This window comes from Bacteroidota bacterium, assembly GCA_025059945.1.
Lineage (GTDB): Bacteria > Bacteroidota > Rhodothermia > JANXDC01 > JANXDC01 > JANXDC01.
This window is the reverse complement of record JANXDC010000015.1, coordinates 103,949-130,026: the sequence shown is the minus strand read 5'-3', so window position 1 is coordinate 130,026 and position 26,078 is coordinate 103,949. Positions and strand designations below refer to the sequence as shown.

The following is a 26,078-nucleotide window of genomic DNA, read 5'->3' as shown; positions in this document are numbered from 1 at the left end:
AGGCGATCCTCCTATGCCAGCAGAGCCTCGAATGCGGCGGCAGTGGTCTGCCACGAAAAGCCCCGAGCCCGCTCTTGAGCGGCCTCCCCCAGAAGGCGTCGTCTCTCCGGGTCACGCAAGAGCCGCTCAAGCCCGTCGGCCAACGCCTGAGGCTGGGCTGGGGCTACGAGCAGGCCTGTTCGGCCCTCTTCGACGAGTTCCGGCATAGAGGCCGCCTGTGCGGCGACCACGGGCAGGCCCGCCGCCATAGCTTCCAGCAGCACGAACCCGAAGGTCTCGTGCAAGCTGGGATGGCAGAATACGTCTGCGTTTCGGTAGTAATACGCCAGGTGGGCCCGATCCTCCACAGCCCCGGCCCAGCGCAGCTGCGCTTGCAGACCTAAGCGTTCAGCCAAAGCGCGCAAAGCCTGGGCCTCTTGTCCATCCCCTACGATCGTGGCCCGCCACGAAACGGCGCGGCGGTTCAGCTCCGCCCCCGCCTCCAGCAGATAGCGGATGCCCTTTCGAGGATAAAGACGGGCCACGGCCAGCACTTCCGGGATCTGCCGAGGCCGGCGCGTTTGCGCGCGCAACAGCGCAAGCCAGGCCTCATGATCGAAGCCCGGATAGATGAGCTCGATCCGCGCCTCAGGGCGGCCGTAGCGCCGGCTGATCCGTTCCCGGGCGAAGCGGCTAATAGCCACCACAACGGGGGCCCGCTGAAGGGCGCGCGCCTCCATGCGGGCTTGCCAACGCAACGCCCAACGATACAGCCCCGGCTCTGTCGGGGCTATGTCCGCGAAAATCGCCAGCGGCAGCTGCACCTCGGCAGGCCGATCCAAGAAGAGCCCCTCCCAATCCAGGGCCACCAGCCGGTCCGGCCTGGCCGAGGCGATCTGCCGAGGCAAGGCCCAGCGGTTCCAGCGCACCCGGTCTAGCAGCTGCAGCCCGTAGTGGCGAAAAGGGCTACGGTAGCCGAAAAGTCGCACCTCGTATCCGCGCGCGCGCATAGCCGCCATCCAGGCGCGCACATACGTCGCGGTGCCGCTGCCTTCGGCAAAGCTAAGCGGCCAGCTCGTAATGAGCCCGATGCGCCGCGATTTCATGAATGCTCTAATGGGGGCAGGACCCGCACAAAGCGCCGCTTACCGACCCGAATCAAGACCGGCTGCCGCACCTCCAATACGGCTCCCGGATCTGTGACCGGCTGACCCTCCACGCGCACCCCCCCTTGCTCGATCAAACGGCGCGCCTCCGAGGTGGAGGTGCTCAGACCCGACTGACGCAGCAGCTGCGCAAGCGGCATTTGCGCCTCAGGGGCCCTCCATTCGGGCACCTCTTCGGGGATCTCCCGGCGCACGAAGAGCCGCTCAAAGTGCGCTCGCGCCCGGTCGGCGGCCTCCGGACCGTGATACATGCGCACGATCGTCCAGGCCAGGTGGTGTTTGGCGTCGCGCGGTGTGCGCTGGGCCCAGGCCGCAAGCTGCGGAAGCTCCTCCTCGGGCACGTCGGTGGCGAGTTCGAAATACCGGTAAATCAGATGATCCGGGATCGAAAGCACCTTGCCGTACATCTGCTCCGGGGCCTCGTTTAAGGCGATGTAGTTGCCGAGCGATTTGGACATCTTCTCGACCCCGTCGGTGCCCTCCAAAATAGGCAACAGCACGCAGACCTGAGGCTCCTGACCGGACTCCCGCTGGATGTCGCGCCCTACAAGCAGATTGAACTTTTGATCGGTGCCTCCCAGCTCTACGTCCGCTTTCAGAAAAACGGAGTCCTGGGCCTGCGCCAGGGGGTAGAGGAACTCATGGATGCCGATGGCCTCTCCGGTTCGGTAGCGCTTCTGGAAATCGTCGCGCTCCAGCATGCGCGCCACGGTGTATTTGCTCGCAAGCCGGATCACGTCGGCGAACGTCATCGAGGCCAACCAGGCGGAGTTGTAGACGATGCGCGTACGCTCGGGATCCAGGATCTTGCTCGCCTGCTCGAAGTACGTCTGCCCGTTGCGGCGCGTCTCCTCCAGCGACAGCGCCGGACGGGTTTTGCTTCTGCCCGTGGGATCTCCGATCATGCCGGTAAAATCCCCGATTACGAGCACGGCCTCGTGTCCCAGATCCTGAAACTGCCGAAGCTTGCGCAGCACCACGCTGTGGCCCAGGTGCAAATCGGGCCGACTCGGGTCGCAGCCGAGCTTGACCACCAGCGGCCTGCCTGTGTCCTCGGCGCGTCGCAGCTTCTGCACGAGCTCCTGTTCGGAGATGATCTCCGCCACCCCTCGGCGGATAAGCCGCAACTGCACTTCGATCGGTGGAAAGACCATAGGCTTTAGTACGCAGCTAACCGGACTGGAGACATGCAAAATACGACGCCCTGTCGCGGCCGGAAAAGCTTCCTCGGAACTTGGGTCCTTTGTAACTTTATGGTCCGGAGGGGTGGCAGAGCGGTTGAATGCACCGGTCTTGAAAACCGGCAGGCCCCACCGGGGCCTCGTGGGTTCGAATCCCACCCCCTCCGCCACGCACACCCGCCCGGCCGACGCGGTCTTGGCTACGCGCGGTGGCGTTTTAGCAGTCGCTCCAGTTCCCGCTTGGCCTCGCGTTCGGCGATCTCGGCTCGACGATCATACTGCCGCTTGCCCCGCACGAGGGCAAGCTCCACTTTTGCCCATCCCCGTTTGAAATAAATCCGCAGCGGAATGAGCGTTAGCCCCCGCTCGCGGGTTTTGCCGTATAGGCGCATAATCTCCCGCTTGTGCAGAAGCAGCTTGCGGGGCCGCAGGGGGTCGTGATTGTAGCGGTTGCCGAACTCATAGGGGCTGATGTGCATATTCCGCAGCCAGACCTCGCCGTTTTCGATCGTGGCGTAGGCGTCTTGAATGTTGGCCTTGCCTTGCCGCAGCGCCTTCACCTCCGTGCCCGCTAGCGCGATCCCGGCCTCTAGGGTCTCCAAGATCTCGTATTCGTGACGGGCTTTGCGGTTGGTCGCAACGGTATGTTGGCCGGGGCCGGTCACGGGGCGCTCCTGGGCTCGGTATCAGGGGGAGAGTAACGGTAAAAATCCAGCATCGGGAACTCATCCAGAAGCCCGTGCAGAAAGCAGTATTCCAAAAGGGTCTCCAGACCCGCCTGGAGGTATGGATCGAGGTCTATGCGCACCTGTTCCCAATAGTCCCGGTAGGGGGGCGCGGGCTCTAAGGTGCGCAGGTATTCCCCCCGATGCGCATCGGCCCACTGCCGGAGCTCCACCAGGGCCCTTACCGTGGGATCATCCAGCCCCCCCGTGGGCGCAGCCCATAAGGCCCACACCAGGGGCATAGCGGTCAGCTCGAACCACTCCTGACCCAGATCGAGCACAACCCCCGGAAAACGCGTCAGCAAGGCCTCTTCCCCCACCAGGAGCACAGCATCCGCTCTGCGCAGCCCTTCCTCCAAATCTGGCCTCCGCAGGGGCACAAAGACCGGCTTTCGCTGATAGTGCTCCAGAAGCACCACGTACGCGATCACGGCCTCCCCAAGGGCTCGGGGATCGAGCGCGATGCTCTGGATCTGATCTAGGGGACGCCCCAGAAACAGGCGCGCGGCTGGGTTGGCGCTCTGGGTGCTGATCGAGACACCGGGAACGAGCTCGTAGTGCTCTTGATGGCGAGCGTACTCCAAAGGAGACAGCAGCCCGAGCTCTACCTGCCCGCTGCGCAGCCATTCGGTGCATTGAGCCGGACTGCCGAGGCAAACGGCAAAGCGGACCCCTGAGGAGTGGAAGCGCTCGGCTGCCCAAGCCCAAAGGCGGGCTGCTGGCAAGTCCCAGATCGCAACCCGACGCGTGTAGACTCGATCCGTCACCCGCCGTTATCTGTCGAGGTGGGCCGTCTTTCCCGAATGCGCGCAGCCTTGCCCTGCAGCCCTCGCAGGTAGTAGAGCTTGGCGCGCCGCACGCGGCCCTGCCGGATGAGCTCGATTTTGGCGATACGGGGGGAGTAGAGGGGGAAGATCCGCTCTACCCCTACGCCATCGGAGACCTTGCGCACCGTAAAGGTTTTCTTGGCCCCCTCGCCCCGAATGGCGATCACGACCCCCTGAAACTGCTGGATGCGCTCTTTATCGCCTTCGATCACGCGCACATGCACGTTGATCGTGTCCCCCGGGCGAAAAGCGGGGATGTCATCGCGAAGCTGCGTGGCTTCCACTATCCGCATCAGCTGTTCCATGGTCCGTTTCCTTATGCTTGGGCTTCTGAATCCTCTAACAGGTCCGGCCGACGCGCACGTGTACGCTGCAGGGCCTGTTCCTCGCGCCAGCGCCGAATCGCCTCATGATTTCCCGAGCGCAGCACCTCGGGCACGCGCATGCCGCGAAATTCAGCCGGACGCGTATACCAGGGCGCGTCCAACATACCCGCTTGAAAAGAGTCCGTGAGCGCAGACTCAGCATCCCCCAGCACCCCGGGCAACAGGCGCACCACGGCGTCCAGCAAGACCAAAGCTGCCAACTCCCCTCCGGAGAGCACATAATCTCCGATCGAGATCTCGCGCGTTACCAGGCGCTGGCGCACCCGCTCGTCGACCCCCTTGTAATGCCCACAGAGCACGATGAGGTTCTCTTTTAGCGACAACTCGTTAACCAAGGCCTGCGTGAGACGAACGCCATCGGGCGTAAGGTAGATTACCTCATCATAGGACCGCTCGGCCATGAGACGCTCGACGCAGGCGAAAATAGGCTCTGGCCGCAAGACCATGCCCGCCCCGCCGCCATAGGGATAATCGTCGATCTGCCTGTAGCGGCCGATTCCGTAGTCGCGCAGGTTGTGCACCATCACCTCGAGTCTGCCTCGCTCCTGGGCCCGCCGAAACACCCCGTGCCGCAGCGGACCCTCAAGAAGCCCGGGCACGGCGCTGATGATATCGACCCGCATCAGAGGTCCAACAGCCCCTCAGGGGGGCGCACCAAAAGCCGACGCCTCTGAACGTCCACCTCTAGCACAAAGGCCTCCACAGCCGGCAACAACACCAAACGCCCATCGGGTCGCCGAATTTGGTATACATCCTGCGCCGGCATCCGCAACACATCCTGAACCTGCCCCCAATATTGTCCGTCTTCCGTCTCTACTTGGGCGCCGAGGATGTCGTGGATGTAAACCTTATCCTCCGGAAGGGGCCAAAGCTCCTCCTCGGGGATGTAGAGGGACATACCTACAAGGGTGTCGGCCTGCGTCCGAGTGAGCACGCCAGCCAGCTTGAGTACCACGGGAAGCCGATGCGTAAGCTCCAAGCGCACCCGCTCTACGCGCATCGGCCGCGCCCGAGTCGGATCCGGCCCTATGTAAACTTGCTCAAGCTTGCCAAATCGCTCCGGAAAATCCGTCTCGGGATAAACCCGCACTTCACCGCGCAACCCGTGACTACGGCGGATGCGCCCGATCAAGCACAACTGCTCGGGCGAGATCATGACGGAGTACGATCGGATCGTGCGTCGGCGATCAAAAGCCGAGCCCGCTGCCCCCGCCGAGCGGCGGCAGCAGCAAGCAGTAACCGGAGCGCCTGCGCCGTTTTTCCGCCCTTGCCGATCACCTTGCCCACATCCCGCGGATCAACCCGCAGATGATACACCACCCGCCCATCCGCGCCAAGCTCATCGCGCACGTACACCGCTTCCGGATGATCAACCAGGTGCTGCACGATGTGGAGCACAAAATCTTTCATGGTTTCCTCCCCCTAATCCGAACCCGGCCCAGGATCAGAGCCTATGGCTATAGCCTGGGGCGAGGGCAAGACGGGGCTAACAGGTTCATTCGGCGCTTGCGCCCTCAGCTGCGGCTTCGGCAGCCTGCCGGGCGGCGGCTCGTTGCTGGGCCAGTCGGCGTTCCTGCTCCAGACGCTCTGCCTTGCGCATCATGACCCTCTGCCGAACGGCCTCCAGCTTGGCCTCCCGCTGCGCCTTCCAGGCCTCATAGGCGGCCTGAATCTCCTCCGGGCTTTTACCCCAACGCTCTAGGTGCCACCGGAGCAAGATTCCGGCCTGCCTGAGCAGGCTTCGGGCCGTATCCGTGGGAATGGCCCCGTTGCGCAGCCAGTACAGCACCCGCTCCTCTTTCAGCCGGATTTCAGGCGGTTCGCTCAAGGGATTGTACTGACCCAAGGATTCAATGAAGCGTCCGTCACGGGGCGCGCGCGCATCGGCGGCCACAAGCTCGTAGACCGGCCGTTTTTTGCGCCCCAGGCGCCGCAAACGCAGTTTAACGGCCAAAAGAGCGCCTCCTTATTTTGTCGGGATCTTTAAGTTAACGAAAAAACGGAAAGCCCCGCAAGGTGCGGCCCTGTTTGCCAAGTTTCTGCCAGGTCTTCATCCAGCGGCGCAGCTCTTCGAATTGGCGCAGGAACTGGTTTACCTCGCGCAGCTCCACCCCGCTTCCCTGCGCGATCCGACGACGCCGGCTCGCGTTTAGGATCTCCGGATGCCGGCGCTCTTCCGGGGTCATGGAACAAATCATGGCCTCAATGCGGCGCAAAGCGCGCTCATCCAGATCCCAATCTTTGGGCAGGGCTTTCTGTGCGCCCGGGATCATAGAAAGAAGCTCCCGCAAGGAGCCCATTTTGCGAATCTGCCCCAGTTGCGCGTAAAAGTCCTCCAGGGTGAACTCTGCCTTGCGAAGCTTGCGCTCCAACAAGGCGGCCTGCTCCCGATCGTACTGCTCTTGGGCCCGCTCCACGAGCGAGAGCACATCGCCAAAGCCCAAAATGCGCTGCGCCATGCGGTCCGGATGAAAGGGCATCAGCTGATCGAGCCTCTCGCCCGTTGAGGCGAACTTTATGGGCTTCTGCACCACGTAGCGGATCGACAAAGCCGCCCCTCCGCGGGCATCTCCGTCCAGTTTTGTCAGCACCACCCCGTCGAAATCAAGCCGTTCCTGGAAGGCCTTGGCCACCCGCACAGCGTCCTGCCCGGTCATACTGTCGACCACAAAGAGCGTCTCCTGCGGCCGCACGGCCCGCTTGATGGCCGCCACCTCCTGCATCATGGCCTCATCGATGTGCAAGCGGCCGGCCGTGTCCAGGATCACCACGTCGCGCGCAGCGCGTCGGGCCTCTCGAACCCCCTCTTCGGCCACGCGCACGGCCTCGGCCCCGGCCAGGCTGAAAACCGGCACCTGAATCTGTGCTCCTAGCGCACGCAGCTGCTCTATGGCGGCAGGCCGATGTACGTCGGCCGCCACCAGCAGAGGAGCGCGACCTTTTCGCTTGAGATACGCCGCAAGTTTGGCCGAAAAGGTCGTCTTGCCCGAACCCTGTAAGCCCACGATCAGGATCACCGTAGGCGGATGCGCGCTAAAGCGAAGCTCCTCGCGCTGCCCACCGAGAAGCGCGACCAGCTCATCGTAGACGATCTTGATAAACTGTTGCCCAGGCGAAACCTGCGCATAGACGCGCTGCCCTAAGGCGCGCTCCTTTACGCGCTCGGTAAAGTCCCGCGCCACTTGATAGTGCACGTCCGCCTCAAGTAGCGCCCGGCGCACCTGGCGCATCGCCTCAGCGATGTTGAGCTCCGTGATGCGGCCCTCGCCGCGCAGTGTCTTGAGCGCGGCCTCTAGCTTCTGAGAGAGCTCCTCAAACATAGCCCCTCTTCTCCAAGCCTATTGCATAAAAGTACGAAAGCACCTGCGCCCCCAGCCAACCTAAGAGGCTTCTAAGAAGGAGCCTCGAGCTCTTGAGCGCCGCTCGCATCCGGCCGTAGCTTATAGGTGGGGGATAATCCGAGGATCTAGGCTATGCGATGGAGCAAGACGCTATGGGTTTGCGCATTTGCTTATCTGGGTCCCGCCTCGACGGAGGCCCAACCCGTTACGATCCGGCGGGACCCTCGCATTGAGGAAATGGTGCGGGCCGTCTCCCCGGCCGAAATCGAGCGCACGATCCGAACGCTGGCCGCCTTTTACACCCGGCATACGCTCAGCACGCAGCGCGACCCCCGCGTGGGCATCGGCGCCGCCGCCCGGTGGATCGAGGCCGAAATGCGCCGCTACAGCCAGGTCTCCGGGGGACGGCTGCGCGTTGAGCTGGACACCTTCACCCTGAACCCCGACGGACGTCGCGTCGATCGGCGCGTGCGACTTGCGAACATCCTGGGCATCCTGCCCGCCCGCGACCCTCAAAACAAGCAGGTCATCTTGGTGGGCGCCCATTACGACAGCCGCGCCTCCGACGTCATGGACAGCACCTCCTATGCGCCCGGAGCCAACGACGACGCCTCCGGCGTGGCCGTGGTTCTGGAGCTGGCGCGCATTCTGAGCCGCTACGAGTACGACGCCACGATCGTGCTGGCCGCCTTTGCAGGGGAAGAGCAGGGCCTGTTGGGCTCCGAACACCTGGCGCAGCGGGCCAAACGGGAGGGCTGGAACATCATCGCCATGATCACCAATGACATCGTGGGCAACACCGAGGGCGATCGAGGACTGAAAGACAATCAACGCCTGCGCGTCTTCTCCGAAGGCGTGCCCGCAGCCGAAACACCCGAAGAGGCCCAACTGCGCCAGAGCATCGGAGGGGAAAACGATAGCCCCGCGCGCCAGCTGGCCCGTTACATCAAAGAGGTCGGGGAACGCTACGTGGATCACTTCGAGGTCAAGCTCATTTACCGCCGAGACCGCTTCCTGCGCGGAGGAGATCACATCCCGTTTAGCCGCCAAGGCTTCCCCGCGGTTCGCCTTACGGAGATGCACGAGCACTTCGATCGGCAACATCAGAACGTGCGCAGGGAAGCCGGACGTAGCTTCGGGGACCTGCCCGAGTTCGTCGACTTCGCCTACGTGGCGCAGGTGGCGCGCCTGAATCTGGCCGTGGTCGCCAATTTGGCTTGGGCCCCGGCCGCCCCCCAAGAGGTAGAAATCGACATCAGCGAGCTCAGCAACGACACAACCCTGCGCTGGAAGCCCGGGACGACACCCCCGGATCTTGCCGGGTACTACGTGCTCATCCGCGAGACGACGTCCCCAGTTTGGGAGCGCAAGCTCTTCGTGGGAAACCGCACCGAGGTCACGCTGGTCGGATACTCCAAGGACAACTACTTTTTCGCCGTGCAAGCCGTCGACGAGCAAGGGCACGAAAGCCTCATGATTTGGCCCCGACCCGCAAGGCGCCGCAGCCCCTGATTCACAAGTCGTAAAGCTCTCGCTTTGGACGGCGTACCAAGCGGAGTTCGGGCTGACGGGCAACCGGGCTCTCAAGGGGCTCCCCGTCCCACACCAACAGATCCCCCACCCGACACCGAAAGTACTGGCATAGCGCCTCGATGGTGCGAAAATCGATGCGCGTGGTTTCGTTCTTATACAACGCGTTAAGCGTCTGATACGAGATCGGGACTTCAAGGGCAAGGGCTCGCACGGACCGGATTTTGCGCTCGGCCATGAGGTGACGCAGACGACACTGAATAGGCATGCTACGCTCGCGTGCTTACAAGGGGCCTCTGTAATAGCTCTTTTTGGTATATGATAATAACATATTTTACTACTAAGATCAAGCGTAAACCCGCTTAGCCTCCGATATCCCTATACGGGGAACCAGGCCCGTCTGGGCTCTGTTGCATGGGCCGGCCTTGGCTTTCGGACACATTATGGACGCGATCAAGCATGCCCTTGAGCGATCCCCAACGGCCCAGCAGATGCTAGGGCGGCTGGGCGCACTTCAACGGGAGCTTGTGCAGGTGCGCGGAGCTCCCGGAGCCTTGTTGCCCGCGCTACTGGAGCGTTTCTATCGGCGTTATCGAAGGCCCTTGTGGATCTTGGTGCCTAGCGAAGAAGAAGCGCGACGCTGGTTGATCGACGGGCCCACTTTAGGATGGGAGCTCGTATATCTTCCCGAAAGCGGCTCCAGACCCTATAATCCCGACCAACTCCCCGATCCCGGCAGCCTAGCCCGGCGCTGCGAGGCGCTCTTAGCGCTGCGTGCAAGCCCCGCCCCCGTGCTCCTTTGCTCCGTGGCCGCGGCCTTCGAGCGCGTCCCCCCTCCGGAGTCTCTAGCGGTGCAGACCCTACGGCTCCGTCGGGGTCAAGTCATGGGCCGCGACGCGCTCCTAGGGTGGCTTCGGGAGCACGGCTTTGCGCGCGCCGCTCTTGTGCGGGAGCCCGGCTCCTTTGCCGCCCGCGGCGGGATTGTGGACGTCTTCCCCTACACAAGCCCTGAACCGATTCGGATCGAGTTTTTCGGGGACGAAATAGAGACCCTGCGGATCTTCGATCCGGAAAGCCAGCGTTCCCTCTCCTTCCTCGAAGAGGTCCTGCTCGTGCCGCCCCTGCAAGAGGGCGCGTTCTCCGAATGGGCGCCCATATGGACCTACTGGCCGGAGCCCCCGGTCGTAGTGCTCTACAATCCCATGTTAATCGAAGAGCTGTGGGCCATACACGAGAAAACAACCCGGGAGGCCTTTGGGCAAGTGGCCCAAGATCCGCGCTGGCCTCCTTTCGAGCTCCGATATGTTTCGGCTAGCGCCTTTCGCCGGTGGTCCTCCGAGCAGAGCCTGCTTTGGGCCGGCCCCCTTCAACCCCGAGGTGCCGCCGAGGAATTCGACCTCGGCGCCAAACCCCATCCGGAGACCCACGGAGAGCTTAAGCTCCTGCGCAGCTGGATTGAGGAACAGCTCCAGTCCGGCTACCGGATCACGATCGCGGCCGGCTCTTACCTGGAGGCCCGCCGCCTGGCGGACTTGCTAGGGGAGCAGAGCGAGCGCCTGCAGATCAGCCCCGGTCATCTGAGCGGTGGCTTTGTTTGGCCCGAGCTCGGCCTTGCAGTCTTGACGGCCCACGAGATCTTCCGTCGCCCTCCTCGCCTACCGGAGCGTCTGCAGCGCCGCAGACGTCCTCCCATGCGGCTACTTGAAGAGCTGCGTCCCGGGGACTACGTCGTGCACGTGGACTACGGGATTGGCAAGTTCGCCGGCTTAACCCGCATTACCATCCAAGGCGCCGAGTACGAGGTGGTGCGCGTCCTCTACCACGGAGGGGACGTGCTGTACGTGCCCTTCTACGGCCTGCACAAGCTGCAGAAGTACCGAGCCCGGGAAGGCCAAGAGCCCAAACTCACGCGCCTGGGCAGCTCGGAATGGGAGACGACCAAACGGCGAACCAAGCAGCGTCTGAAGGACATCACGCGGGATCTGATCCGGTTGTACGCACAGCGACGGGCCGCGCAAGGCTACGCCTTCGGCCCTGACACGAGCTGGCAGCTGGAGCTGGAGGCCTCCTTCCCGTTTGAAGACACCCCCGATCAGGCCCGGGCCACAGCTGAGGTGAAGGCGGACATGGAAAAGCCCATCCCCATGGACCGCCTCGTCTGCGGCGATGTGGGCTTCGGCAAAACCGAGATCGCCGTGCGCGCCGCCTTCAAAGCCGTACAAGAGGGCAAACAGGTGGCCGTGCTTGTGCCCACCACGATCTTGGCCCATCAGCACCACCGCACCTTTTGCGAGCGCCTGGCCCGCTTCCCGGTGCGCGTGGAGGTCGTCTCTCGCTTCGTGCCGAGCGGGCGCATCAAGGCGATCCTAGAGGACCTGCGACGTGGGCTCGTAGATATCCTGATCGGCACGCACCGGCTGCTCTCCGCAGACGTGGTCTTCAAAGATCTGGGGCTGCTTATCATCGACGAAGAGCAGCGCTTCGGGGTGTCGGCCAAAGAGAAGTTGCGGCAGCTGCGGGTCAACGTCGACACGCTCACCCTCACCGCCACCCCTATACCCCGAACCCTGCAGCTATCCCTCATGGGCGTTCGGGATTTATCGCTGCTCACGACACCGCCCCCCAATCGGCTTCCGGTGCACACAGAGGTGCACGTGACCAACGAGCGCATCATCCGAGAGGCGATCCGTTTCGAAATCGGCCGCGGCGGACAGGTCTTTTTCGTGCACAACCGGGTCTCGGACATCGCCCAGGTGGCCGCGATGGTCCAGCGCGCCGTCCCGGAGGCCCGGGTAGCGATTGCGCACGGCCAACTTCCGGCGCAAACGCTAGAGCGGGTCATGTATCGGTTCATGAACGGGGAATACACCGTGCTCGTGTGCACGAACATCATCGAATCGGGCCTCGACCTGCCGAACGTAAACACGATCCTCATCCACAACGCGCACCGATTCGGGCTAGCGGACCTGCACCAGCTGCGGGGCCGCGTTGGGCGAAGCGACCGACAGGCCTACTGTTATCTGCTCGTGCCCCCCCTAGCCACGCTCACGCAAGAAGCGCGCGAGCGCCTGCAGGCGATCGAAGCCCATAGCGAGCTGGGAAGCGGCTTTGAGATCGCCCTTCGCGACCTGGATATTCGAGGCGCGGGCAACCTGTTGGGCGCCGAACAGAGCGGCTTTATCGCGGAGGTGGGACTGGAGATGTACTATCGGCTGCTCGATGAAGCCCTACAGGAGCTGCGCGCAGAGGAGTTCCCAGACCTCCCAGCCCAGACCTCGAGCGCGGAGCCCGAGGCACCAGAGGCCTCCGTAGACCTCGAGCTGCCCACACACCTGCCGGAAAGCTACGTGGAGGACCCCCTGGAGCGCCTGCGCCTGTACCGGCGCCTAGCGGCCGTTCGCGACGAGGCGGAGCTTCAAGACATCGAGGACGAACTGCGCGACCGCTTCGGGCCGCTTCCGGAGGCGGCCCGCTACCTGCTGGAGGCGATCCGGCTCAAACGCATGACGGCCCGCCTTGGGCTTGCGCGCCTCTCCTGGCGGCGACGCCAGCTCAGCCTCGAGGCGCCGCCGGCGGACCAGACGGACTTCTACCAGGGCCCGCGCCTGGAGGCCCTTCTGGAGGGGCTGCGCGCTCTGGGACGGCCCTACCGGCTGCGCCAAAAAAAGGATCGTCTGGTGGTGCTCCTGCCGGAGGTGCACTCCCTGGAAGAGCTCCTCCAGATCTTGCGGCAACTTGAGCCCAACCTTACCCTAAGCCAATAGAGGCCCGGCCTCCGACTCCGGGCGCACGTGCACAAGAAACTTACCCGCCATCAGGGGATCGGGCCAAAACGCCTCTATAGGCTCGGCCTCCACGCGCACGCCGCGCAGACGCGCGGCCTCCTCAGCCCAATCCGGGCCCTTTAGCGCGATCAGCCCAGAAGCCCATCGTTCCGGCAACTCAACCCCAGAGGCCGGCAACAGCAGCGGCCCTACCCAGGACCAAAGCACATCCAGAGGGCCTACGGCCCGGCTTACAACGTGCGTAAAGCGCTCTCGCAGCCCCTCCGCGCGACCATGGCGCACCTCCACGTGCTCCAACCCCAACTCGCGGACCATGGCTCGAACGGCGGCCACCTTTTTGGCCGTGGCGTCCAGCAGCAGGAAACGGGCCTCCGGGAAGGCGATCGCAAGCGGAATCCCCGGAAGCCCTCCCCCGGTGCCCACGTCCAACACCCAGTCGCCGGGGCCAAAGCGACGGCGCGCAATCGAGAGGCTGTGCAGCACGTGACGCTCCCAGATCCGATCTAGGTCGCGGCGGGAGACGAGGTTCAGACGCTGGCTCCAGGTTCGCAACAGCTCGGCATACCGGCGCAGCTGCGCCCACCGCCGCGAATCGAGCTCCAGGGCCCGCAGCCAGGGATGTTCCACGTGAAACACTAGCGGCCCAAATACACGAGCAGCACGGACACGTCGGCGGGGCTTACGCCGCTGATGCGCGCGGCCTGGCCGATCGAGCGCGGGCGCACGCGCTTGAGCTTCTCGCGCGCCTCCGCGGAGAGGGCCGGGATCCGGTCGAAGTCGAAATCCGGCGGGATGCGCAACTCTTCAAGCCTTCGGGCCTTTTCGGCCAGCTCGCGTTCTTTTTCGATGTAGCCGGCGTATTTGATCTGGATCTCCACTTGTTCAGCCACCTCCGGCGGGACCTCCCGCAGCAGCCGACCGAGTCCGGGAAGGGCCTCGGCCAGGTCGCGCAGCGCAAGTTCTGGCCGGGTTAGCAGGTTGCGCGCGGAGGTGGGCTGCCGGATCGGGGCCGAGCCCCGGCTCTCAAGCCAGCCGTTTAGGTCTTCAGGCCGCGCCCGCAGCGCCTGCAGGGCTTCGCTAAAGGCGTCTATCATCCGACGCCGGACCTCAAAGCGGGACCAGCGGGTCTCGTCTACGAGCCCGATCTCCCTGCCGATGGGGGTCAGGCGCAGATCGGCGTTGTCCTGCCGAAGCAGCGTGCGGAACTCCGCGCGCGAGGTGAACATCCGGTAGGGCTCGTCTGTGCCCTTGCTTACGAGGTCGTCTATGAGCACGCCGATGTAGGCTTGGTCTCTGCCCAGGATGAGCGGCTCGCGCCCCTGCACGCGTCGGGCCGCGTTGATGCCCGCCATGAGCCCTTGCGCGGCCGCCTCCTCGTAACCCGTCGTGCCGTTTATTTGACCCGCGAAGAAGAGCCCCTCTATGCGCTTGGTCTCCAGACTGGGGGTCAGCTGATGGGGAGGGAAGTAGTCGTACTCGATCGCGTAGCCCGGTCGCAGCAGACGCGCCCGCTCGAGACCTGGGATCTGCCGAAGGGCGCGCACCTGAACCTCCTCCGGAAGGCTGGTGGAAAACCCATTGAGGTACATCTCGGTCGTGTCCCAGCCCTCCGGTTCCAGAAACAGCTGATGACGCTCTCGGTCGGCAAATCGGTGGATCTTGTCCTCTATCGAAGGGCAGTAGCGCGGTCCGCGCCCCTGGATGCGCCCCGTAAACATGGGAGATCGGTCGAAGCCCTCCCGCAGAATGGCGTGCACCCGAGCTGAAGTGTACGTGATCCAGCAGGACAGCTGCCGCTCGATCAGGACGCGGTCGTGCAAGAACGAGAAGGGCCTAGGGTCCGGATCTCCGGGCTGTTCTAGCATGGGTGCGAAATCCACGCTGCGCCCGTCGATACGGGGAGGGGTGCCGGTTTTGAACCGGCCTGCTTCAAAGCCCAGCCGAACCAGAAACTCCGTAAGCCCGAGGGCCGCTGGATCCCCGGCCCGGCCGCCGCGCAGCTGGCGCTCTCCGACGTGTAAGATCCCGTTCAGAAAGGTGCCGGCGGTGAGCACCACGGCCTCGGCCCCGAATTCCCCCCCGAGCAGCGTGCGCACGCCCCGCACCCGGTCTCCGGAGATGAGCAGCTCCGTGACCGTGTCCTGTCGAAAGTGCAGTCGCTCGATGCGCTCTAGCTCCTTTCGCGCCTCCCAGGCGTAGCGCATCCGATCACATTGCGCCCTGGGGGACCACATGGCGGGGCCCTTGGAGCGGTTGAGCATCCGATATTGCACGGCGGCTCGGTCCGTGACGAGCCCCATGACCCCCCCTAGGGCGTCGATTTCGCGTACGATTTGCCCTTTCGCGATGCCCCCAATGGCGGGATTGCAGGACATCTGGCCGATGTTCTGCAAGTTCATCGTAATGAGCAGCGTGCGCATGCCCATGCGGGCCGAGGCCGCGGCGGCCTCTATGCCGGCATGTCCGCCGCCGATTACGACCACATCGTACCGATGACGCGCCTCGTGGTGCATGACCGGTTAGCCCCGCCCATCTACCCCAAAAACCGCTAAAAGATCCCGCCCCTTGCGAGGGTGGGATGGCGTGCGTAAATTTGGCCTCAGCACTGCCCGGTAGCTCAACTGGCAGAGCACCTGACTCTGGATCAGGGGGTTAGAGGTTCGAATCCTCTCCGGGCAGCCTAAGGGGCCGCCGAGGGCGGCCCTCTTTATTTGCCCTTTCTCCCAAGGACGAATCTCAATTCAAGCTGGGGTGCTCCGGAAAGTTGGCCAACATGCGGTATTCGCCACCGAGCCCATAAAGCAGCTCCCGCCATAAGCGTTCAGGGTCTAGGTCAAAGACGGCTCGCGAATCAGCCGGCATGACAACCCAATCGTTCCGCTCGCACTCTCTCTGCAACTGGCCAGGGGACCAGCCGGCGTAACCGGCAAAGAAGCGCAATCCCCCCTCTATGTCCTCACGCTGCCGCAGCAGGGCCTGAAGGGTCTCCAGGGAGCCGCCCCAGTATATGCCCTCTGAGACCCGATGGGCGCCCTCCATCAGCTCCCCATAGCGATGCACATAGTGCAGCGTATTGGGCTGCACGGGGCCTCCATAGAACAGGGGCAGATCGCGCTCGAAGTACGCGGGAGCAGCCTCCCGAAGCGTGATGGGCAGCCGACGGTTGAGCACCAGCCCCCAGGACCCGGAGGCGTCGTGCTCGCAGAGCAACACGACGGTGCGCCGGAAGTTCGGATCCCACAGAAGCGGTTGGGCGATGAGCAGCAGCCCCGCTCTCAGTTCGCGCACCGGTCCCAGCATGCACCCGCTGCGGCTTGCGTGACGTCGGTAAAATACAAAACTTCGCGTCGAGGCTGAAGGGGGAGAGAACGCACAGATGCGGCTACTGGTTAACATCGATCACGTGGCCACGCTGCGCAACGCGCGCGCAGCCCGAGTGCCGGATCCCGTACACGCGGCTGTGCTCTGTGAGCTGGCCGGCGCCGACGGTATTGTCTTTCATCTGCGCGAGGATCGGCGCCACATTACAGACCGCGACGTGCGCCTGCTCAAGGAGGTCGTAAGGGGGAAGCTCGACTTCGAGATGGCCCCCACAGACGAGATGGTGCAGATCTGCCTGCAAACCCGTCCCCACCTGGCCACCTTGGTGCCCGAGCGCCGACAGGAGCTCACGACCGAGGGCGGACTGGACGTGCGCCGGCATGCGGCTACGTTGGATCCCATCGTAAAGCGCCTGCAGGATGCGGGGATAGAGGTGAGCCTGTTTGTGGACCCCGATCCGGTGCAGATAGAATGGGCGCGGGCCGTCGGAGCACAGACTATCGAGCTGCACACGGGGGACTACGCCAACGCCCCAAGCGAACGACAACGGCAGCATGAGCTGGCCCTGCTGCGCGACGCGGCTCAGCTAGCCCATGAGCTTGGGCTGCGCGTGCACGCCGGACACGGGCTGGACTATCAGAACTTCCCCCTCTTTAAGCGCAGCGTGCCGCATGTGGAGGAGGTCAGCATCGGGCATGCGATCATAGCCCGAGCCGTATTGGTGGGTCTAGAGCAGGCCGTGCGGGACATGTTGGCCCTGGTGCGCGCCTAGGCCTTAAGCTCGGCCCACCACCGCCGCGCATCCGGAAGGTGCTTGCCCAGCACAAGCGCGCTTAGGATCCCGAGCGCGAGCGCCGCTTCGACCCCGCAGGGCCATCCCCCCAGAAGGCCAACCCAGAGCGTGGCCACGATATTGGCTCGGTTAATATCGCGCAGCCAGAACCGATAGCTCGCCCACCAGAGTAGACACCAGGCGAGCACAACCCAGGGGGCGAGCAAAAGCAAGATGGCCCCCGCTGTGGCCAGACCCTTGCCGCCGGAAAGCCGACCGGCTCCCAAGGAAAGCCACAGGTTGTAGTTGTGCCCGGCCACTGAGCCTACGGCGCTAGCCCAGAGCACATTCGGATCCCCACGCCAGAGCAGACCCGCCACGAGAAGGGCCAGCAGCCCCTTGAGGGCGTCTCCGAGGCCGGTTAAGAGGCCGATTGCGCGGCTACCCGTTACCTCGTAGGCGTTGCGCCCGCCGACGTTGCCCGAGCCTTCTTGGCGGATATCTAGGCCCGTTTGCCAGCGCACCAGCAGATACGCCGTCGGAAAAGAGCCCAGCGCGTAGCCTACTAGCGCCCCTTCGAGTAAGGGAATCATGGCGGCCCTGCCCCTTGTACGCGATCGAAAAATACCGCATCTCCGTACAATAAAACGAAGCTTTAACGCGTTAGTATCCGTGGGAAGACCGCGGCCGACCGGATGGGCGATGCCGAGTTGATTCGGGCCTACGTAGAGCGCGGCGATGAGCGGGCCTTCGGTGCGCTTGTGGAGCGCTATGGGGACCGGGTCTACAGCTTCCTGCGCTGGCGAAGCGGAAACGCGGAGACGGCCCGAGATCTGTTTCAAGAGACCTTCCTGCGCGTTCTTGAGGCCCTGCCTCGGCAGTACCGCCATGAGGGGCGCTTTTTGCCCTGGGTGCTGCGCATCGCCTACCGAGTGTGGGTGGATCATTGGCGCAGAAACGGCACGGGCCCGCGGGCCACGTCGGCCGAGGTGTGCAGAGAAGAAGACGGCCAAGAGCTGGAGCTCAGCGCGGAGGAACCGGATCCGCTGGAGGCGCTTGAGGCCCAGGAGCAAGAGGCGCTCCTGCGGCGGTGGATCGAGGAGCTTTCGGATCCCCAGCGCGAGGTCGTGTTGCTGCGGCTCTACGGGGAGCTTTCCTTCCGAGAAATCGCCGAATTGCTCGGCGTCCCTCTGAACACGGTTCTGGCGCGTATGCACTACGCGGTGCGCAAACTTCGAGAGCGGGTGCAACGGAGCTATGTCCTGTGAGCCTTTTGACTGGACGCGCCGGTGGGCGACGCCCACCTGGTCCCCTCCGCCGGAGCTTCTAGAAGGGTTGCGGCAGGCGGCCCGACACCGGGTTCGCATCCGGCGTTTGCGTCGCTGGGGGGTGCGCCTAGTGGCCGCCGCGCTCCTGGCGATCGCCGCGGGAACCGCTTGGTGGCGTTTTTATCCCCGCAACGAAATCGCGCTAAGGACCCAGAACCCGGAGGCACTTGACCCCCTCACAAGGCCTGAGCTTTTAGAGTGGGATTACCCCAGCCTCCATCTGCAACCCCGCCTACAAACGGTGCAGCATCAGATCGTCTGGATGCAGCAGGTGGTAAGCCAAGAAGTGCAAAGTGCGCAGGAGGAGTCCATCCCATGAGGCGTTCGTGTGTTTGGGCGCTAGGCGCGATCCTGTGGGCCGCGACCTTGGCCCGCGGCCAAAGCGCCAGCCTGGAGGTGCGCAACGGACGGGCCTACATCAACGGCCATGAAGCGGTTCCAGGGGCGATACCCGAGGGCCTGGACCTTAGGGGTTTGAACGGCATTCGCATCGTGCTCGCAGGACCCAATAGCTGGGGAATATTCACGGATCGCGGGGGCAGGCGCTGGGCGTTCTCGGTGGACGGCCGCTTACGGCCGGCAGAGGCCCTGGAGGGCGCAAGCCCCCGGGCCCGTTTCGTCAACCCCTTTCCGTTTGGACCCGGCCTACTGGGACAAGAGATTCCGGAGCAAGAGCTAGCCGCTCAGAGGGCCCGCCTACAAGCCTGGGAGACGCAGATGCAGGCCCTGGAAGTGCAGCTGGATCAGCTACTGGCCCGGTATCATCGGCTGCTTGGGGAGCCGTATGCGAACCAGATTCCGGCCGAGCAGGTGCGGGCCCTTGAGGGGCGCCTGCGCAACCACTTAAACGAGCTTTTTGAGCTTCAGCAACGCCTGTACCAACGACAGATCCAAAGCCTGCAACAGGAGCTAGAGCGCCTCAATCGAACTTTAGAAGAACGCCAGCGACTGCGCGAGCAGATCATCGAGCGTCGGCTGCGGGAGCTCCTAGGAGGACGCCGAAATGGGGGCGAGTAGGAGCCAGCATGCGCGCTGTGGGGCATGTGTACTGCTTGGGGCCGCGGTTTTAGCACACGAGCCCCTGCACGCTCAGCCCCCAGCTAGTAGGTCTGTGGGCGCGTCGCAGCAGGCCCCCCAGGTCTATGTCGACTGTCCAGGCGGGCACTGCGACCTAGACTACATCCAAACCCAGGTGGCCTTTGTGCATTACGTGCGGGATCCGGCGCAAGCAGAGGTGTACGTGCTGGTAACCACACAACCGACCGGAGCGGGGGGCGTAGCGTACACGCTCACCTTTCAAGGGCGGCGCCGTTTTGCGGGCCTTCTCGATACGCTTCGTTTCGCCCTGCCACCTCAGAGCGCAGCCGACACGGAACGCCGAAAGCTGGCGCAAATGCTGCGCCTGGGCCTGACGCGCTATGCGGCCCGCACCCCGATAGCGGACCAACTGCGGCTCGTCCATGAGTCCCCCTCGGATGCCACGAACCCCGCACCTCCCAGGGATCGCTGGAAGAACTGGGTCTTTAGCCTATCGGCCAACGGGTTTTTCAGCGGGGAGCAATCCCAGCGATACGCGAACTACTACGGTGCGCTTTCGGCGCGCCACATCACGCCGGATTGGAAGTTTACGCTCACGGTAGCCTACAACCATGGCTGGAGCCTCTTCAAGTTGGGCGGCCGAGACCTGAGGACGACGAACTGGAGCCAGAGCGTTAACGCGCTTTTGGTGCGGAGTCTAGGCTCGCATGGGTCCGCAGGAGCGTTTGCCGGTCTTGCGCGCTCCACGTTCAACAACCTCGCCTGGAGCGTGGATTTCAAACCGGCCTTCGAATACAATCTTTTTCCCTACGCCGAGGCCACCCGACGGCAGTTTCGCATCCTCTACCGGGTGGGGCCAAGCTGGAGCCGATACCGGGAGGAGACGATCTTCGGCAAAACGGCGGAGGGGCTTTGGGCGCAGCACCTTACGCTGGCCCTGGAGTTCCGAGAGCCCTGGGGTTCTGCGAGCGCCTCTGTAGAGGGCTTAAACTACTTCCACGATTGGGGCAAGCGAAGGCTCACGTTCTGGGGATCCGTCAACTTACGCCTGCTCAAAGGCCTGGGCCTAGACCTTTCGGGCAGGCTCTCGTGGATCCAAGACCAACTCTCCCTTCCTAGGCGAGGGGCAACAGAGGAGGAGGTTTTGCTGCGCCAGCGGCAGTTGGCCACGCATTACCACTACTGGATCAACCTGGGGTTGACCTATACGTTTGGGGCGATTTACACCGCCGTGGTCAATCCCCGATTCGGAAGCACCAGCGGACGTGGGGTGCAGATCATCCTGCAATAGGAGGCCGGTAAAGATGACCTCTGTGGCGATCTTGTTTTTAGGCTTAGCGCTTACGGCGCACGCCGATTCCGACACCGTGAGCGCACGCGCCTATACGATTCGCATCCAAGAGGGCCGCATCTGGCTCAATGGACGCGAGCTTAAACCCGACCCAGACGGCGTGGTCGCCTTTCGGCTCGACTCCGGAGAGCGAGTCTTGATCTTACCCAAGACCGAGTGGCGCTACGGCCTATTGGGATGGCTATGGTTCTACAGGCCTGAGCGGCGCATCTGGATTCCTCGCTTTCGGCTTGAGCGGGATGATTCGATCTTCTTGCGCCTGCCCGAGATCCGGTTCCGACTGGAACGCTTCAATGACCCCCGAAGGGACCCGGAGGCCGAACTAGAGGCCCTGGAGCGGCAGGTGCGGGAGCTAGAGGCGAGGCTACGGGCTTTGCGCGAACGGCTTCTTCAACACCCCGACCTATGAGCCACTTTCCTTCCCTCCTCCTATGCTACCTATGGTGACGGGGCCCCCATGGGCCCCGTCACCTTTTTGAGGCCAGCAACGCGTAGCCTCTTTGCTCTACTGCTCTAGGCCGGGATCTGAAGGGCCAGAGGGCGACGGGTTCGTTTCTGCATAACGGACCTTTCTGGGAGATAGGCCGATGATTGTGGATAAAAGCCGACGATCGGGGCTAAAATTTGGCATGCTACTTGATTTGTCCCTTGCCCTCCTTTTGGGAGGGCCCCACGGGGAGGCACGCCCGGTTCTGACCCATCTTATGCTCGAAGGCGCGCTGTGGAAAAAACTTCATCCCTTCTTCTTGACGAACCGCCTGTAGGTTGCGTACTTGCTTACGTGTTTCGACACACGGGAGGTCTAATGCATTATGCTAGAGCGCATGTTCGCCCATCAAGGGAAGATGGCCCGACGAATCGGTCCGGAGCGTGTTAACGGATACGCGGAGCTACACCGCTATCTCAGCCAGAAGGTGCAGAGGGGGCAGCTGCCCAGCCATCCCGATTACCTGGGCGGCAACGAGCTGGCCACGAACATCTATCAGCGGAAGTACTATCTCAAGGACCTCGAGGGCAACCTGATAGAAAGGCGCCCCGAGGACGTTTTCGTGCGCCTTGCCGCCTTCATGGCTGCCATCGAGCCCGAAAAAGCCAAGCGGCGGCAGTGGGCGGAGGCCTTCTATCGGCTTCTGTACGAGGGGCGCTTCATCCCCGGCGGCCGCGTAATCGCTGGCGCGGGAGATTTGTATCGGGTCAAGACGCTGGCCAACTGCTTCGTCACCCAGATAGCAGAGGACTCAATTGAGGCCATCTACCAGGCCGCTTACGAGTGCGCCCGCACCTATTCCTTCGGCGGAGGGATTGGGGTGGACGTCTCCCCCTTGAGACCCAAGGACTCCGTGGTGCACAACGCAGCCGATCGTTCCACGGGGGCGGTCTCCTTTATGGAGCTGTTTTCCCTCACCACGGGGCTCATCGGTCAATCCGGACGGCGCGGGGCGCTTATGATCACCCTCGATGTCAAGCACCCGGACGTGCTGGACTTTATCCGGGTCAAAAAGATCCCGAATTGGGTCACGCGCCAGATCGTGGAGCAATGCCAATGGACGGGGCTGTTTTCGGAGCGGCAACTGCGGGAGATCGAACGCCAGGTGATGGAAAATACGCAGGTGCGTTTTGCCAACATCAGCATCAAGGTCTCCGATGAGTTCATGCAGGCCGTAGACGAGCAGACCCGTTACGGGCCGCAGGCGCTGTTGGTTTACCGTAAGCTGACGCGCTCCACGCTGCGACAGGCCTATCAGGGCCCGGAGCTCCACTACGCTTCGGGTATCCCCTCCAAGGATATTCGGGCCTATGAGCTGTGGCGAGTGTTTGAGGATCTGGAGGCGCTCAACCGCTTTCTTTCTCAAGAGGGTCTTCCGAAGCTCGATGAGGCTCTTTTGCGGGACCCCTCCCAGCGCGACGTGTTTGGGGATTACGTTATAGAGCTTCCGGAGCGCGCCTACGACCTAGCCATCCGCTATGGCGGAGATTTTCTGCTGTATTTCGGCTCAGAGCCCACAGGGGAGATCCGGCGCCTAGTCAAGGCCCGCGATATCTGGGATGCTTTTGTAGAGGGCAACTACCGCACAGCCGAGCCTGGGCTCATCTTCTGGTCCACTATGGTGCGCTATAGCCCCTCCAACTACGTGGGGCGTCCGATTTCCTGCACCAATCCGTGCGCCGAGGTGCCGCTAGAAGACGGGGGGGCTTGCAACCTGGGGTCGCTGAATTTGAGCCGTTTTGTGCGCAACGGCTACCGGCCCGACGCGGCGATCGAATGGGATCGCCTTTGGGAGGCCACCCAGGAGGCCGTGCGCTTTCTGGACAACGTGGTAAGCTGGAACGAGGTGCTCAACCCTCTGGAGAAGCAGCGCCGGGCAGCGGCCGAGACCCGAAGGCTAGGCCTGGGCGTGATGGGCATCGCGGACATGCTCAACCAGCTCGGCATCGGCTACGACAGCCCCGCGGCCCTCGAACTGCTGGAACAGGTGATGGCCCACATCGCCAACGCCGCCTATCAGGCCTCTGCGAAGCTGGCTGCCGAAAAAGGGCCTTCGCCGCTGTTTGCTTTCGACTGCTATAGCCAAGGACCCTTTTTCCAGGAAGCGCTTTGGCCGGAAACACAGGCCTTGATCCGCCAACACGGCCTGCGCAACATCGCCCTGCTGTCGATCGCGCCCACGGGCACGATTTCCAACATCGTCTTGGCCTTTGAACACGAGGGGCGACACTACATCGGGGTATCCGGGGGTATCGAACCTATCTTCGCCCTGTACTATACCCGACGTTCGGAGTCCTTCGGCAACCAGTTCTTCCGGGTCTTCCACAGCACGGTGCAGGCTTACTTAGACATGCATGGCCTTTCGGAGCGGGCGCAGCACGTGGATCTGGCGGAGCTGCTTCCGGAGCATTTTCTGCGCACGGCGCATCACATCGACCCCTCGATGCGCGTGCGGATTCAGGCTATCTGCCAGCGCTACATCGATCACTCTATTTCCTCCACGGTGAACTTGCCCGAGGACATAGAGCCGGAGGTCATCTCAAACATCTACCTGGAGGCCTGGAGAAACGGCCTAAAAGGCATTACGGTGTATCGAGACGGCAGCCGCTATCCCATTCTCAGCGTGGACGGCAAAAAGACGCGCTTTCAAGAGATCAAAGACAAGCGGTTTCGCATTCGCCTGGCCGATGGCACCACGTTAGAAGCGGCCGGAGACGAGGTCGTGCGCCTGCCGAACGGGCGCTTGACAACCGTCTATCACCTTTTGGAACGCCGACAACAGTCTGGCTCACCCCAGCTTGAGTCTTTGCCAGACGTTAGGCTGCATCAGAATTAAGCGATGTCCCTGTTTGCTTCCTTACAATAAAGCCCGTTAACGTCATGAGGAGGCGGTCATGTTAGAACTCCCGACGATGCCGGTCGAGGTGGAGGAGATCAAAATCGAAAAACCCATCGCCGGCCCGCAGTTGGGCACCGATTCCGGGGTGATCGTAACGCGTCCTGATGTCGTAGAAGCGAAGGTTTATAAGCTGCGCAGCGGCTTTGTGAAGCATAGCGTCTACATCACACTGGGCTACATTGAGGAAAACGGCCGCAAGCGGCCCATTGAGATCTTCATTAACTCCAAAGATCTGACGCGGGCCGCCGAGTACGCCGTGCTAACACGGCTGATCTCGGCCATCTTTCGGAAATCCACGGACGCAACTTTCATCCTGGAGGAGCTCAAGGGAATCTACGACCCCAACGGAGGCTACTTTAAAAACGGCCGTTACATACACTCCTTCTACGCGGAGGTCGCTGAGATCATCGAGCGCTTCTTCCAGGATATCGGGTGCATGCCCTCGGGATCTAGCCAGCCGGGCTCCGAAGCTCGTGTCCCCTCTCAAGAGAGCACAGAGCTGAAGCTCTGCCCGGATTGTGGGCGTAGAAGCGTGAAAATCGAGGCCGGATGCCTCGTCTGCATCGATCCGGATTGCGGCTATTCCAGATGTGATCACTAAACGTATAACCCATTTGAGAAATCGGCCCGCCTTACGGCGGGCCTTTGTTTTGGGGCGAAACTTATTTACATTTTATCCACAATGTGTATAACCTCCCATTAAGCTAGTTTCCCGAACGCGGTGCATATCAGCTGTGAAAAGGGATGGGGATAGGTGTAAGGAAAGGGTGTGAGTTGGCTGGGGAAAACTCATGACATGTGCCTCCGGAGCGGATAAGAAACCCGATCTTCCACATCTCGTTCACCGGTTTTTCACTTGGTTGCACTTGTGTATAACCCAACAGCACAAAAGGCTTCTGATATGTGAATATGTGGATAACGCGCTCGCTGCAGCCCAAACTCGTCATTCTCGTTATCCACGATGTGAGTAATACTGTGTACAACTTGTGAGTCATAGGGACTCAAGCGTGTTTTTCCTCTTTTCCACGGGCCTTATAGCTACAACAGAACTTTTTTCGATGTGGGGCTTATCGAATAGAGAAACCAGAGATGGGGGGAAGACTGGACAGCGGGGTCGTCTGGATATCCTCCACGCGGGCTGCTGGTGGACCATCCTGGCACCAGAGCAGCATTTGCTCAACCTGTTGCTCCGGCCCGATAAGGAGAAGGCTTACGGAGCCATCTGCCTCGTTACGGACCCAACCGGAAAGCCCCAAGAACTGAGCTCTCCTTAAGGCCCAGTATCGAAAACCTACGCCCTGCACGCGTCCGGTGATGCGCGCCTGAACGGCCTTCATAGGCTGGGGTCTCCGTCTACGCTTTTCCACAGATACCAGGTAGCGATGGTTTCATAGGGGGCCCAGGGGCGAGCGATAATCCGAAGCGCCTCAAGACGTGCTAGTTCCCCTAGGTTGTATCGCAGTCGTATCGCCCGCTGAAGCCCCAGATCTTGCAGGGGGAGCACCCGGGGATGAAGGTAGGCGAAGATGAGCACCATTTCGACCGTCCACCGGCCGATGCCAGAAAAGGCGGTAAGCCGGCCGTAGACCTCTTCCGCCGGTGCCGTGGCGAGCGCTTCCAGATCCAGGCGGCCCTCGCAGATCGCCTCCGCTACGCGCCGCAGGGTGAGCGTCTTGGTCTGGGAAAGCCCAATCTGCCGCAGGCTTGCCTCTGGCGTTCTTAGTACGGTTTCTGGATCCAAGCGCTCTTGTCCCACTGCCTGACATAGCCTCTGGTAGATGCTTCGCGCCGCGCGTATGGAGATCTGTTGTCCGATAACGGCTCGGCAGAGCACATCGAAGGGCGGCCCGAGCGCCTCCAGCGTACACGGGCCCAGGGTCTCGATCAGCTCCCGCAACACCGGATCGACCCGGCTTAGGTGCTCTTCGGCCTGTTTCCAGCGAGATCGCTCCATGCCGATTG

At 62.7% G+C, this 26,078-nt stretch carries 27 protein-coding genes and 2 tRNA genes; 12 read left to right on the top strand and 17 right to left on the bottom strand.

Features of this window, described 5'->3' with window-relative positions; translation table 11 throughout:
- Nucleotides 1-11: 11 nt before the first annotated feature.
- Both NZ993_08605 and tyrS read right to left on the bottom strand, forming a co-directional pair.
- Nucleotides 12-1,085 (bottom strand): glycosyltransferase family 4 protein, encoded by a 1,074-nt coding sequence (locus tag NZ993_08605; GenBank protein MCS7155846.1) that lies wholly within the window; start codon nucleotides 1,083-1,085, stop codon nucleotides 12-14.
- A complete protein-coding gene (gene tyrS / locus NZ993_08600; protein MCS7155845.1) occupies nucleotides 1,082-2,299 on the bottom strand; it encodes a tyrosine--tRNA ligase in 1,218 nt (405 codons plus the stop codon). Before tyrS ends, NZ993_08605 begins: the two co-directional genes overlap by 4 nt.
- A gap of 106 nt (nucleotides 2,300-2,405) precedes the next feature.
- Here tyrS and NZ993_08595 point away from each other — a divergent pair.
- Nucleotides 2,406-2,496: transfer RNA gene (locus NZ993_08595), tRNA-Ser, on the top strand.
- 30 nt (nucleotides 2,497-2,526) lie between these two features.
- On the opposite strand, the gene smpB is transcribed toward NZ993_08595, so the two are convergent.
- From smpB to ffh, 8 genes are all read right to left on the bottom strand, one after another.
- Nucleotides 2,527-2,991, bottom strand: coding sequence for an SsrA-binding protein SmpB (smpB, locus tag NZ993_08590; protein MCS7155844.1), 465 nt, complete (start codon nucleotides 2,989-2,991; stop codon nucleotides 2,527-2,529).
- The gene (locus tag NZ993_08585) at nucleotides 2,988-3,818 is read right to left on the bottom strand and encodes a hypothetical protein (GenBank protein MCS7155843.1); all 831 of its coding nucleotides are present in this window, start codon (nucleotides 3,816-3,818) and stop codon (nucleotides 2,988-2,990) included. The genes smpB and NZ993_08585 overlap by 4 nt, the downstream gene beginning before the upstream one ends.
- Nucleotides 3,815-4,183 (bottom strand): 50S ribosomal protein L19, encoded by a 369-nt coding sequence (gene rplS / locus NZ993_08580; GenBank protein MCS7155842.1) that lies wholly within the window; start codon nucleotides 4,181-4,183, stop codon nucleotides 3,815-3,817. The genes NZ993_08585 and rplS overlap by 4 nt, the downstream gene beginning before the upstream one ends.
- An 11-nt stretch (nucleotides 4,184-4,194) precedes the next feature.
- On the bottom strand, nucleotides 4,195-4,887 hold the full coding sequence (gene trmD / locus NZ993_08575; GenBank protein MCS7155841.1) for a tRNA (guanosine(37)-N1)-methyltransferase TrmD: 693 nt from the start codon (nucleotides 4,885-4,887) through the stop codon (nucleotides 4,195-4,197).
- Nucleotides 4,887-5,420 carry a ribosome maturation factor RimM gene (gene rimM, locus NZ993_08570; protein MCS7155840.1) on the bottom strand — a complete coding sequence of 178 codons (534 nt, stop codon included), beginning with the start codon at nucleotides 5,418-5,420 and terminating at the stop codon, nucleotides 4,887-4,889. Before rimM ends, trmD begins: the two co-directional genes overlap by 1 nt.
- Nucleotides 5,417-5,674 carry a KH domain-containing protein gene (locus NZ993_08565; protein ID MCS7155839.1) on the bottom strand — a complete coding sequence of 86 codons (258 nt, stop codon included), beginning with the start codon at nucleotides 5,672-5,674 and terminating at the stop codon, nucleotides 5,417-5,419. The genes rimM and NZ993_08565 overlap by 4 nt, the downstream gene beginning before the upstream one ends.
- Before the next feature lie 85 nt (nucleotides 5,675-5,759).
- Nucleotides 5,760-6,218 carry a 30S ribosomal protein S16 gene (rpsP, locus tag NZ993_08560; GenBank protein MCS7155838.1) on the bottom strand — a complete coding sequence of 153 codons (459 nt, stop codon included), beginning with the start codon at nucleotides 6,216-6,218 and terminating at the stop codon, nucleotides 5,760-5,762.
- Between the two features lie 34 nt (nucleotides 6,219-6,252).
- A complete protein-coding gene (gene ffh / locus NZ993_08555) occupies nucleotides 6,253-7,584 on the bottom strand; it encodes a signal recognition particle protein (GenBank protein ID MCS7155837.1) in 1,332 nt (443 codons plus the stop codon).
- A 153-nt stretch (nucleotides 7,585-7,737) separates the two neighbouring features.
- Here ffh and NZ993_08550 point away from each other — a divergent pair, with 153 nt between their 5' ends.
- Complete coding sequence (locus tag NZ993_08550; GenBank protein MCS7155836.1) at nucleotides 7,738-9,117, top strand: M20/M25/M40 family metallo-hydrolase; 1,380 nt, start codon at nucleotides 7,738-7,740, stop codon at nucleotides 9,115-9,117.
- Between the two features lies 1 nt (nucleotide 9,118).
- On the opposite strand, the gene NZ993_08545 is transcribed toward NZ993_08550, so the two are convergent.
- Nucleotides 9,119-9,403: a helix-turn-helix transcriptional regulator gene (locus NZ993_08545; GenBank protein MCS7155835.1), complete on the bottom strand. Its 285-nt coding sequence runs from the start codon at nucleotides 9,401-9,403 to the stop codon at nucleotides 9,119-9,121.
- A gap of 175 nt (nucleotides 9,404-9,578) precedes the next feature.
- Here NZ993_08545 and mfd point away from each other — a divergent pair, with 175 nt between their 5' ends.
- The gene (mfd, locus tag NZ993_08540; GenBank protein MCS7155834.1) at nucleotides 9,579-12,899 is read left to right on the top strand and encodes a transcription-repair coupling factor; all 3,321 of its coding nucleotides are present in this window, start codon (nucleotides 9,579-9,581) and stop codon (nucleotides 12,897-12,899) included.
- Here mfd and rsmG read toward each other — a convergent pair.
- Nucleotides 12,888-13,547 carry a 16S rRNA (guanine(527)-N(7))-methyltransferase RsmG gene (gene rsmG, locus NZ993_08535; protein ID MCS7155833.1) on the bottom strand — a complete coding sequence of 220 codons (660 nt, stop codon included), beginning with the start codon at nucleotides 13,545-13,547 and terminating at the stop codon, nucleotides 12,888-12,890. The two genes, mfd and rsmG, sit on opposite strands and share 12 nt — an antisense overlap.
- 8 nt (nucleotides 13,548-13,555) lie before the next feature.
- Complete coding sequence (mnmG, locus tag NZ993_08530; protein ID MCS7155832.1) at nucleotides 13,556-15,433, bottom strand: tRNA uridine-5-carboxymethylaminomethyl(34) synthesis enzyme MnmG; 1,878 nt, start codon at nucleotides 15,431-15,433, stop codon at nucleotides 13,556-13,558.
- A 93-nt stretch (nucleotides 15,434-15,526) separates the two neighbouring features.
- Here mnmG and NZ993_08525 point away from each other — a divergent pair.
- Nucleotides 15,527-15,599 (top strand) — tRNA-Gln (locus NZ993_08525).
- A gap of 57 nt (nucleotides 15,600-15,656) precedes the next feature.
- Here NZ993_08525 and NZ993_08520 read toward each other — a convergent pair.
- Nucleotides 15,657-16,220, bottom strand: a complete 564-nt coding sequence (locus NZ993_08520; GenBank protein MCS7155831.1) for a YqgE/AlgH family protein — start codon at nucleotides 16,218-16,220, stop codon at nucleotides 15,657-15,659.
- 76 nt (nucleotides 16,221-16,296) lie between these two features.
- Here NZ993_08520 and NZ993_08515 point away from each other — a divergent pair, with 76 nt between their 5' ends.
- Nucleotides 16,297-17,013, top strand: coding sequence for a pyridoxine 5'-phosphate synthase (locus NZ993_08515; protein MCS7155830.1), 717 nt, complete (start codon nucleotides 16,297-16,299; stop codon nucleotides 17,011-17,013).
- On the opposite strand, the gene NZ993_08510 is transcribed toward NZ993_08515, so the two are convergent.
- Nucleotides 17,010-17,606 carry a glycerol-3-phosphate acyltransferase gene (locus tag NZ993_08510; protein MCS7155829.1) on the bottom strand — a complete coding sequence of 199 codons (597 nt, stop codon included), beginning with the start codon at nucleotides 17,604-17,606 and terminating at the stop codon, nucleotides 17,010-17,012. The genes NZ993_08515 and NZ993_08510 overlap by 4 nt on opposite strands.
- Before the next feature lie 102 nt (nucleotides 17,607-17,708).
- Here NZ993_08510 and NZ993_08505 point away from each other — a divergent pair, with 102 nt between their 5' ends.
- The 7 genes from NZ993_08505 to NZ993_08475 all read left to right on the top strand — a co-directional run bounded on the left by NZ993_08505 (nucleotide 17,709) and on the right by NZ993_08475 (nucleotide 24,717).
- Complete coding sequence (locus NZ993_08505; protein ID MCS7155828.1) at nucleotides 17,709-18,281, top strand: sigma-70 family RNA polymerase sigma factor; 573 nt, start codon at nucleotides 17,709-17,711, stop codon at nucleotides 18,279-18,281.
- Complete coding sequence (locus NZ993_08500) at nucleotides 18,271-18,660, top strand: hypothetical protein (protein MCS7155827.1); 390 nt, start codon at nucleotides 18,271-18,273, stop codon at nucleotides 18,658-18,660. Before NZ993_08505 ends, NZ993_08500 begins: the two co-directional genes overlap by 11 nt.
- Nucleotides 18,657-19,358, top strand: coding sequence for a hypothetical protein (locus NZ993_08495; protein MCS7155826.1), 702 nt, complete (start codon nucleotides 18,657-18,659; stop codon nucleotides 19,356-19,358). Before NZ993_08500 ends, NZ993_08495 begins: the two co-directional genes overlap by 4 nt.
- A gap of 94 nt (nucleotides 19,359-19,452) precedes the next feature.
- Nucleotides 19,453-20,670: a hypothetical protein gene (locus NZ993_08490; GenBank protein MCS7155825.1), complete on the top strand. Its 1,218-nt coding sequence runs from the start codon at nucleotides 19,453-19,455 to the stop codon at nucleotides 20,668-20,670.
- Between the two features lie 13 nt (nucleotides 20,671-20,683).
- Nucleotides 20,684-21,139 carry a hypothetical protein gene (locus NZ993_08485; protein ID MCS7155824.1) on the top strand — a complete coding sequence of 152 codons (456 nt, stop codon included), beginning with the start codon at nucleotides 20,684-20,686 and terminating at the stop codon, nucleotides 21,137-21,139.
- 403 nt (nucleotides 21,140-21,542) lie between these two features.
- Nucleotides 21,543-24,053: an adenosylcobalamin-dependent ribonucleoside-diphosphate reductase gene (locus NZ993_08480; GenBank protein ID MCS7155823.1), complete on the top strand. Its 2,511-nt coding sequence runs from the start codon at nucleotides 21,543-21,545 to the stop codon at nucleotides 24,051-24,053.
- Nucleotides 24,054-24,111: 58 nt separating this feature from the next.
- Nucleotides 24,112-24,717 (top strand): hypothetical protein, encoded by a 606-nt coding sequence (locus tag NZ993_08475; protein ID MCS7155822.1) that lies wholly within the window; start codon nucleotides 24,112-24,114, stop codon nucleotides 24,715-24,717.
- A 466-nt stretch (nucleotides 24,718-25,183) separates the two neighbouring features.
- Here the strand turns inward: NZ993_08475 and NZ993_08470 are convergent, their stop codons facing one another.
- Nucleotides 25,184-25,453, bottom strand: a complete 270-nt coding sequence (locus NZ993_08470) for an acylphosphatase (protein ID MCS7155821.1) — start codon at nucleotides 25,451-25,453, stop codon at nucleotides 25,184-25,186.
- Nucleotides 25,450-26,070, bottom strand: a complete 621-nt coding sequence (locus NZ993_08465) for a DNA-3-methyladenine glycosylase 2 family protein (GenBank protein ID MCS7155820.1) — start codon at nucleotides 26,068-26,070, stop codon at nucleotides 25,450-25,452. Before NZ993_08465 ends, NZ993_08470 begins: the two co-directional genes overlap by 4 nt.
- Between the last annotated feature and the right edge of the window lie 8 nt (nucleotides 26,071-26,078).

Excerpts from the sequence above, each read along its gene's own strand:
- NZ993_08605 (MCS7155846.1), bottom strand. The coding sequence starts at position 1,085 with ATGAAATCGCGGCGCATCGGGCTCATTACGAGCTGGCCGCTTAGCTTT.
- tyrS (MCS7155845.1), bottom strand. The coding sequence starts at position 2,299 with ATGGTCTTTCCACCGATCGAAGTGCAGTTGCGGCTTATCCGCCGAGGG.
- rplS (MCS7155842.1), bottom strand. The coding sequence starts at position 4,183 with ATGGAACAGCTGATGCGGATAGTGGAAGCCACGCAGCTTCGCGATGAC.
- trmD (MCS7155841.1), bottom strand. The coding sequence starts at position 4,887 with ATGCGGGTCGATATCATCAGCGCCGTGCCCGGGCTTCTTGAGGGTCCG.
- rimM (MCS7155840.1), bottom strand. The coding sequence starts at position 5,420 with ATGATCTCGCCCGAGCAGTTGTGCTTGATCGGGCGCATCCGCCGTAGT.
- NZ993_08565 (MCS7155839.1), bottom strand. The coding sequence starts at position 5,674 with ATGAAAGATTTTGTGCTCCACATCGTGCAGCACCTGGTTGATCATCCG.
- ffh (MCS7155837.1), bottom strand. The coding sequence starts at position 7,584 with ATGTTTGAGGAGCTCTCTCAGAAGCTAGAGGCCGCGCTCAAGACACTG.
- NZ993_08550 (MCS7155836.1), top strand. The coding sequence starts at position 7,738 with ATGCGATGGAGCAAGACGCTATGGGTTTGCGCATTTGCTTATCTGGGT.
- NZ993_08545 (MCS7155835.1), bottom strand. The coding sequence starts at position 9,403 with ATGCCTATTCAGTGTCGTCTGCGTCACCTCATGGCCGAGCGCAAAATC.
- mfd (MCS7155834.1), top strand. The coding sequence starts at position 9,579 with ATGGACGCGATCAAGCATGCCCTTGAGCGATCCCCAACGGCCCAGCAG.
- mnmG (MCS7155832.1), bottom strand. The coding sequence starts at position 15,433 with ATGCACCACGAGGCGCGTCATCGGTACGATGTGGTCGTAATCGGCGGC.
- NZ993_08520 (MCS7155831.1), bottom strand. The coding sequence starts at position 16,220 with ATGCTGGGACCGGTGCGCGAACTGAGAGCGGGGCTGCTGCTCATCGCC.
- NZ993_08515 (MCS7155830.1), top strand. The coding sequence starts at position 16,297 with ATGCGGCTACTGGTTAACATCGATCACGTGGCCACGCTGCGCAACGCG.
- NZ993_08510 (MCS7155829.1), bottom strand. The coding sequence starts at position 17,606 with ATGATTCCCTTACTCGAAGGGGCGCTAGTAGGCTACGCGCTGGGCTCT.
- NZ993_08505 (MCS7155828.1), top strand. The coding sequence starts at position 17,709 with ATGGGCGATGCCGAGTTGATTCGGGCCTACGTAGAGCGCGGCGATGAG.
- NZ993_08500 (MCS7155827.1), top strand. The coding sequence starts at position 18,271 with ATGTCCTGTGAGCCTTTTGACTGGACGCGCCGGTGGGCGACGCCCACC.
- NZ993_08495 (MCS7155826.1), top strand. The coding sequence starts at position 18,657 with ATGAGGCGTTCGTGTGTTTGGGCGCTAGGCGCGATCCTGTGGGCCGCG.
- NZ993_08485 (MCS7155824.1), top strand. The coding sequence starts at position 20,684 with ATGACCTCTGTGGCGATCTTGTTTTTAGGCTTAGCGCTTACGGCGCAC.
- NZ993_08480 (MCS7155823.1), top strand. The coding sequence starts at position 21,543 with ATGCTAGAGCGCATGTTCGCCCATCAAGGGAAGATGGCCCGACGAATC.
- NZ993_08475 (MCS7155822.1), top strand. The coding sequence starts at position 24,112 with ATGTTAGAACTCCCGACGATGCCGGTCGAGGTGGAGGAGATCAAAATC.
- NZ993_08470 (MCS7155821.1), bottom strand. The coding sequence starts at position 25,453 with ATGAAGGCCGTTCAGGCGCGCATCACCGGACGCGTGCAGGGCGTAGGT.
- NZ993_08465 (MCS7155820.1), bottom strand. The coding sequence starts at position 26,070 with ATGGAGCGATCTCGCTGGAAACAGGCCGAAGAGCACCTAAGCCGGGTC.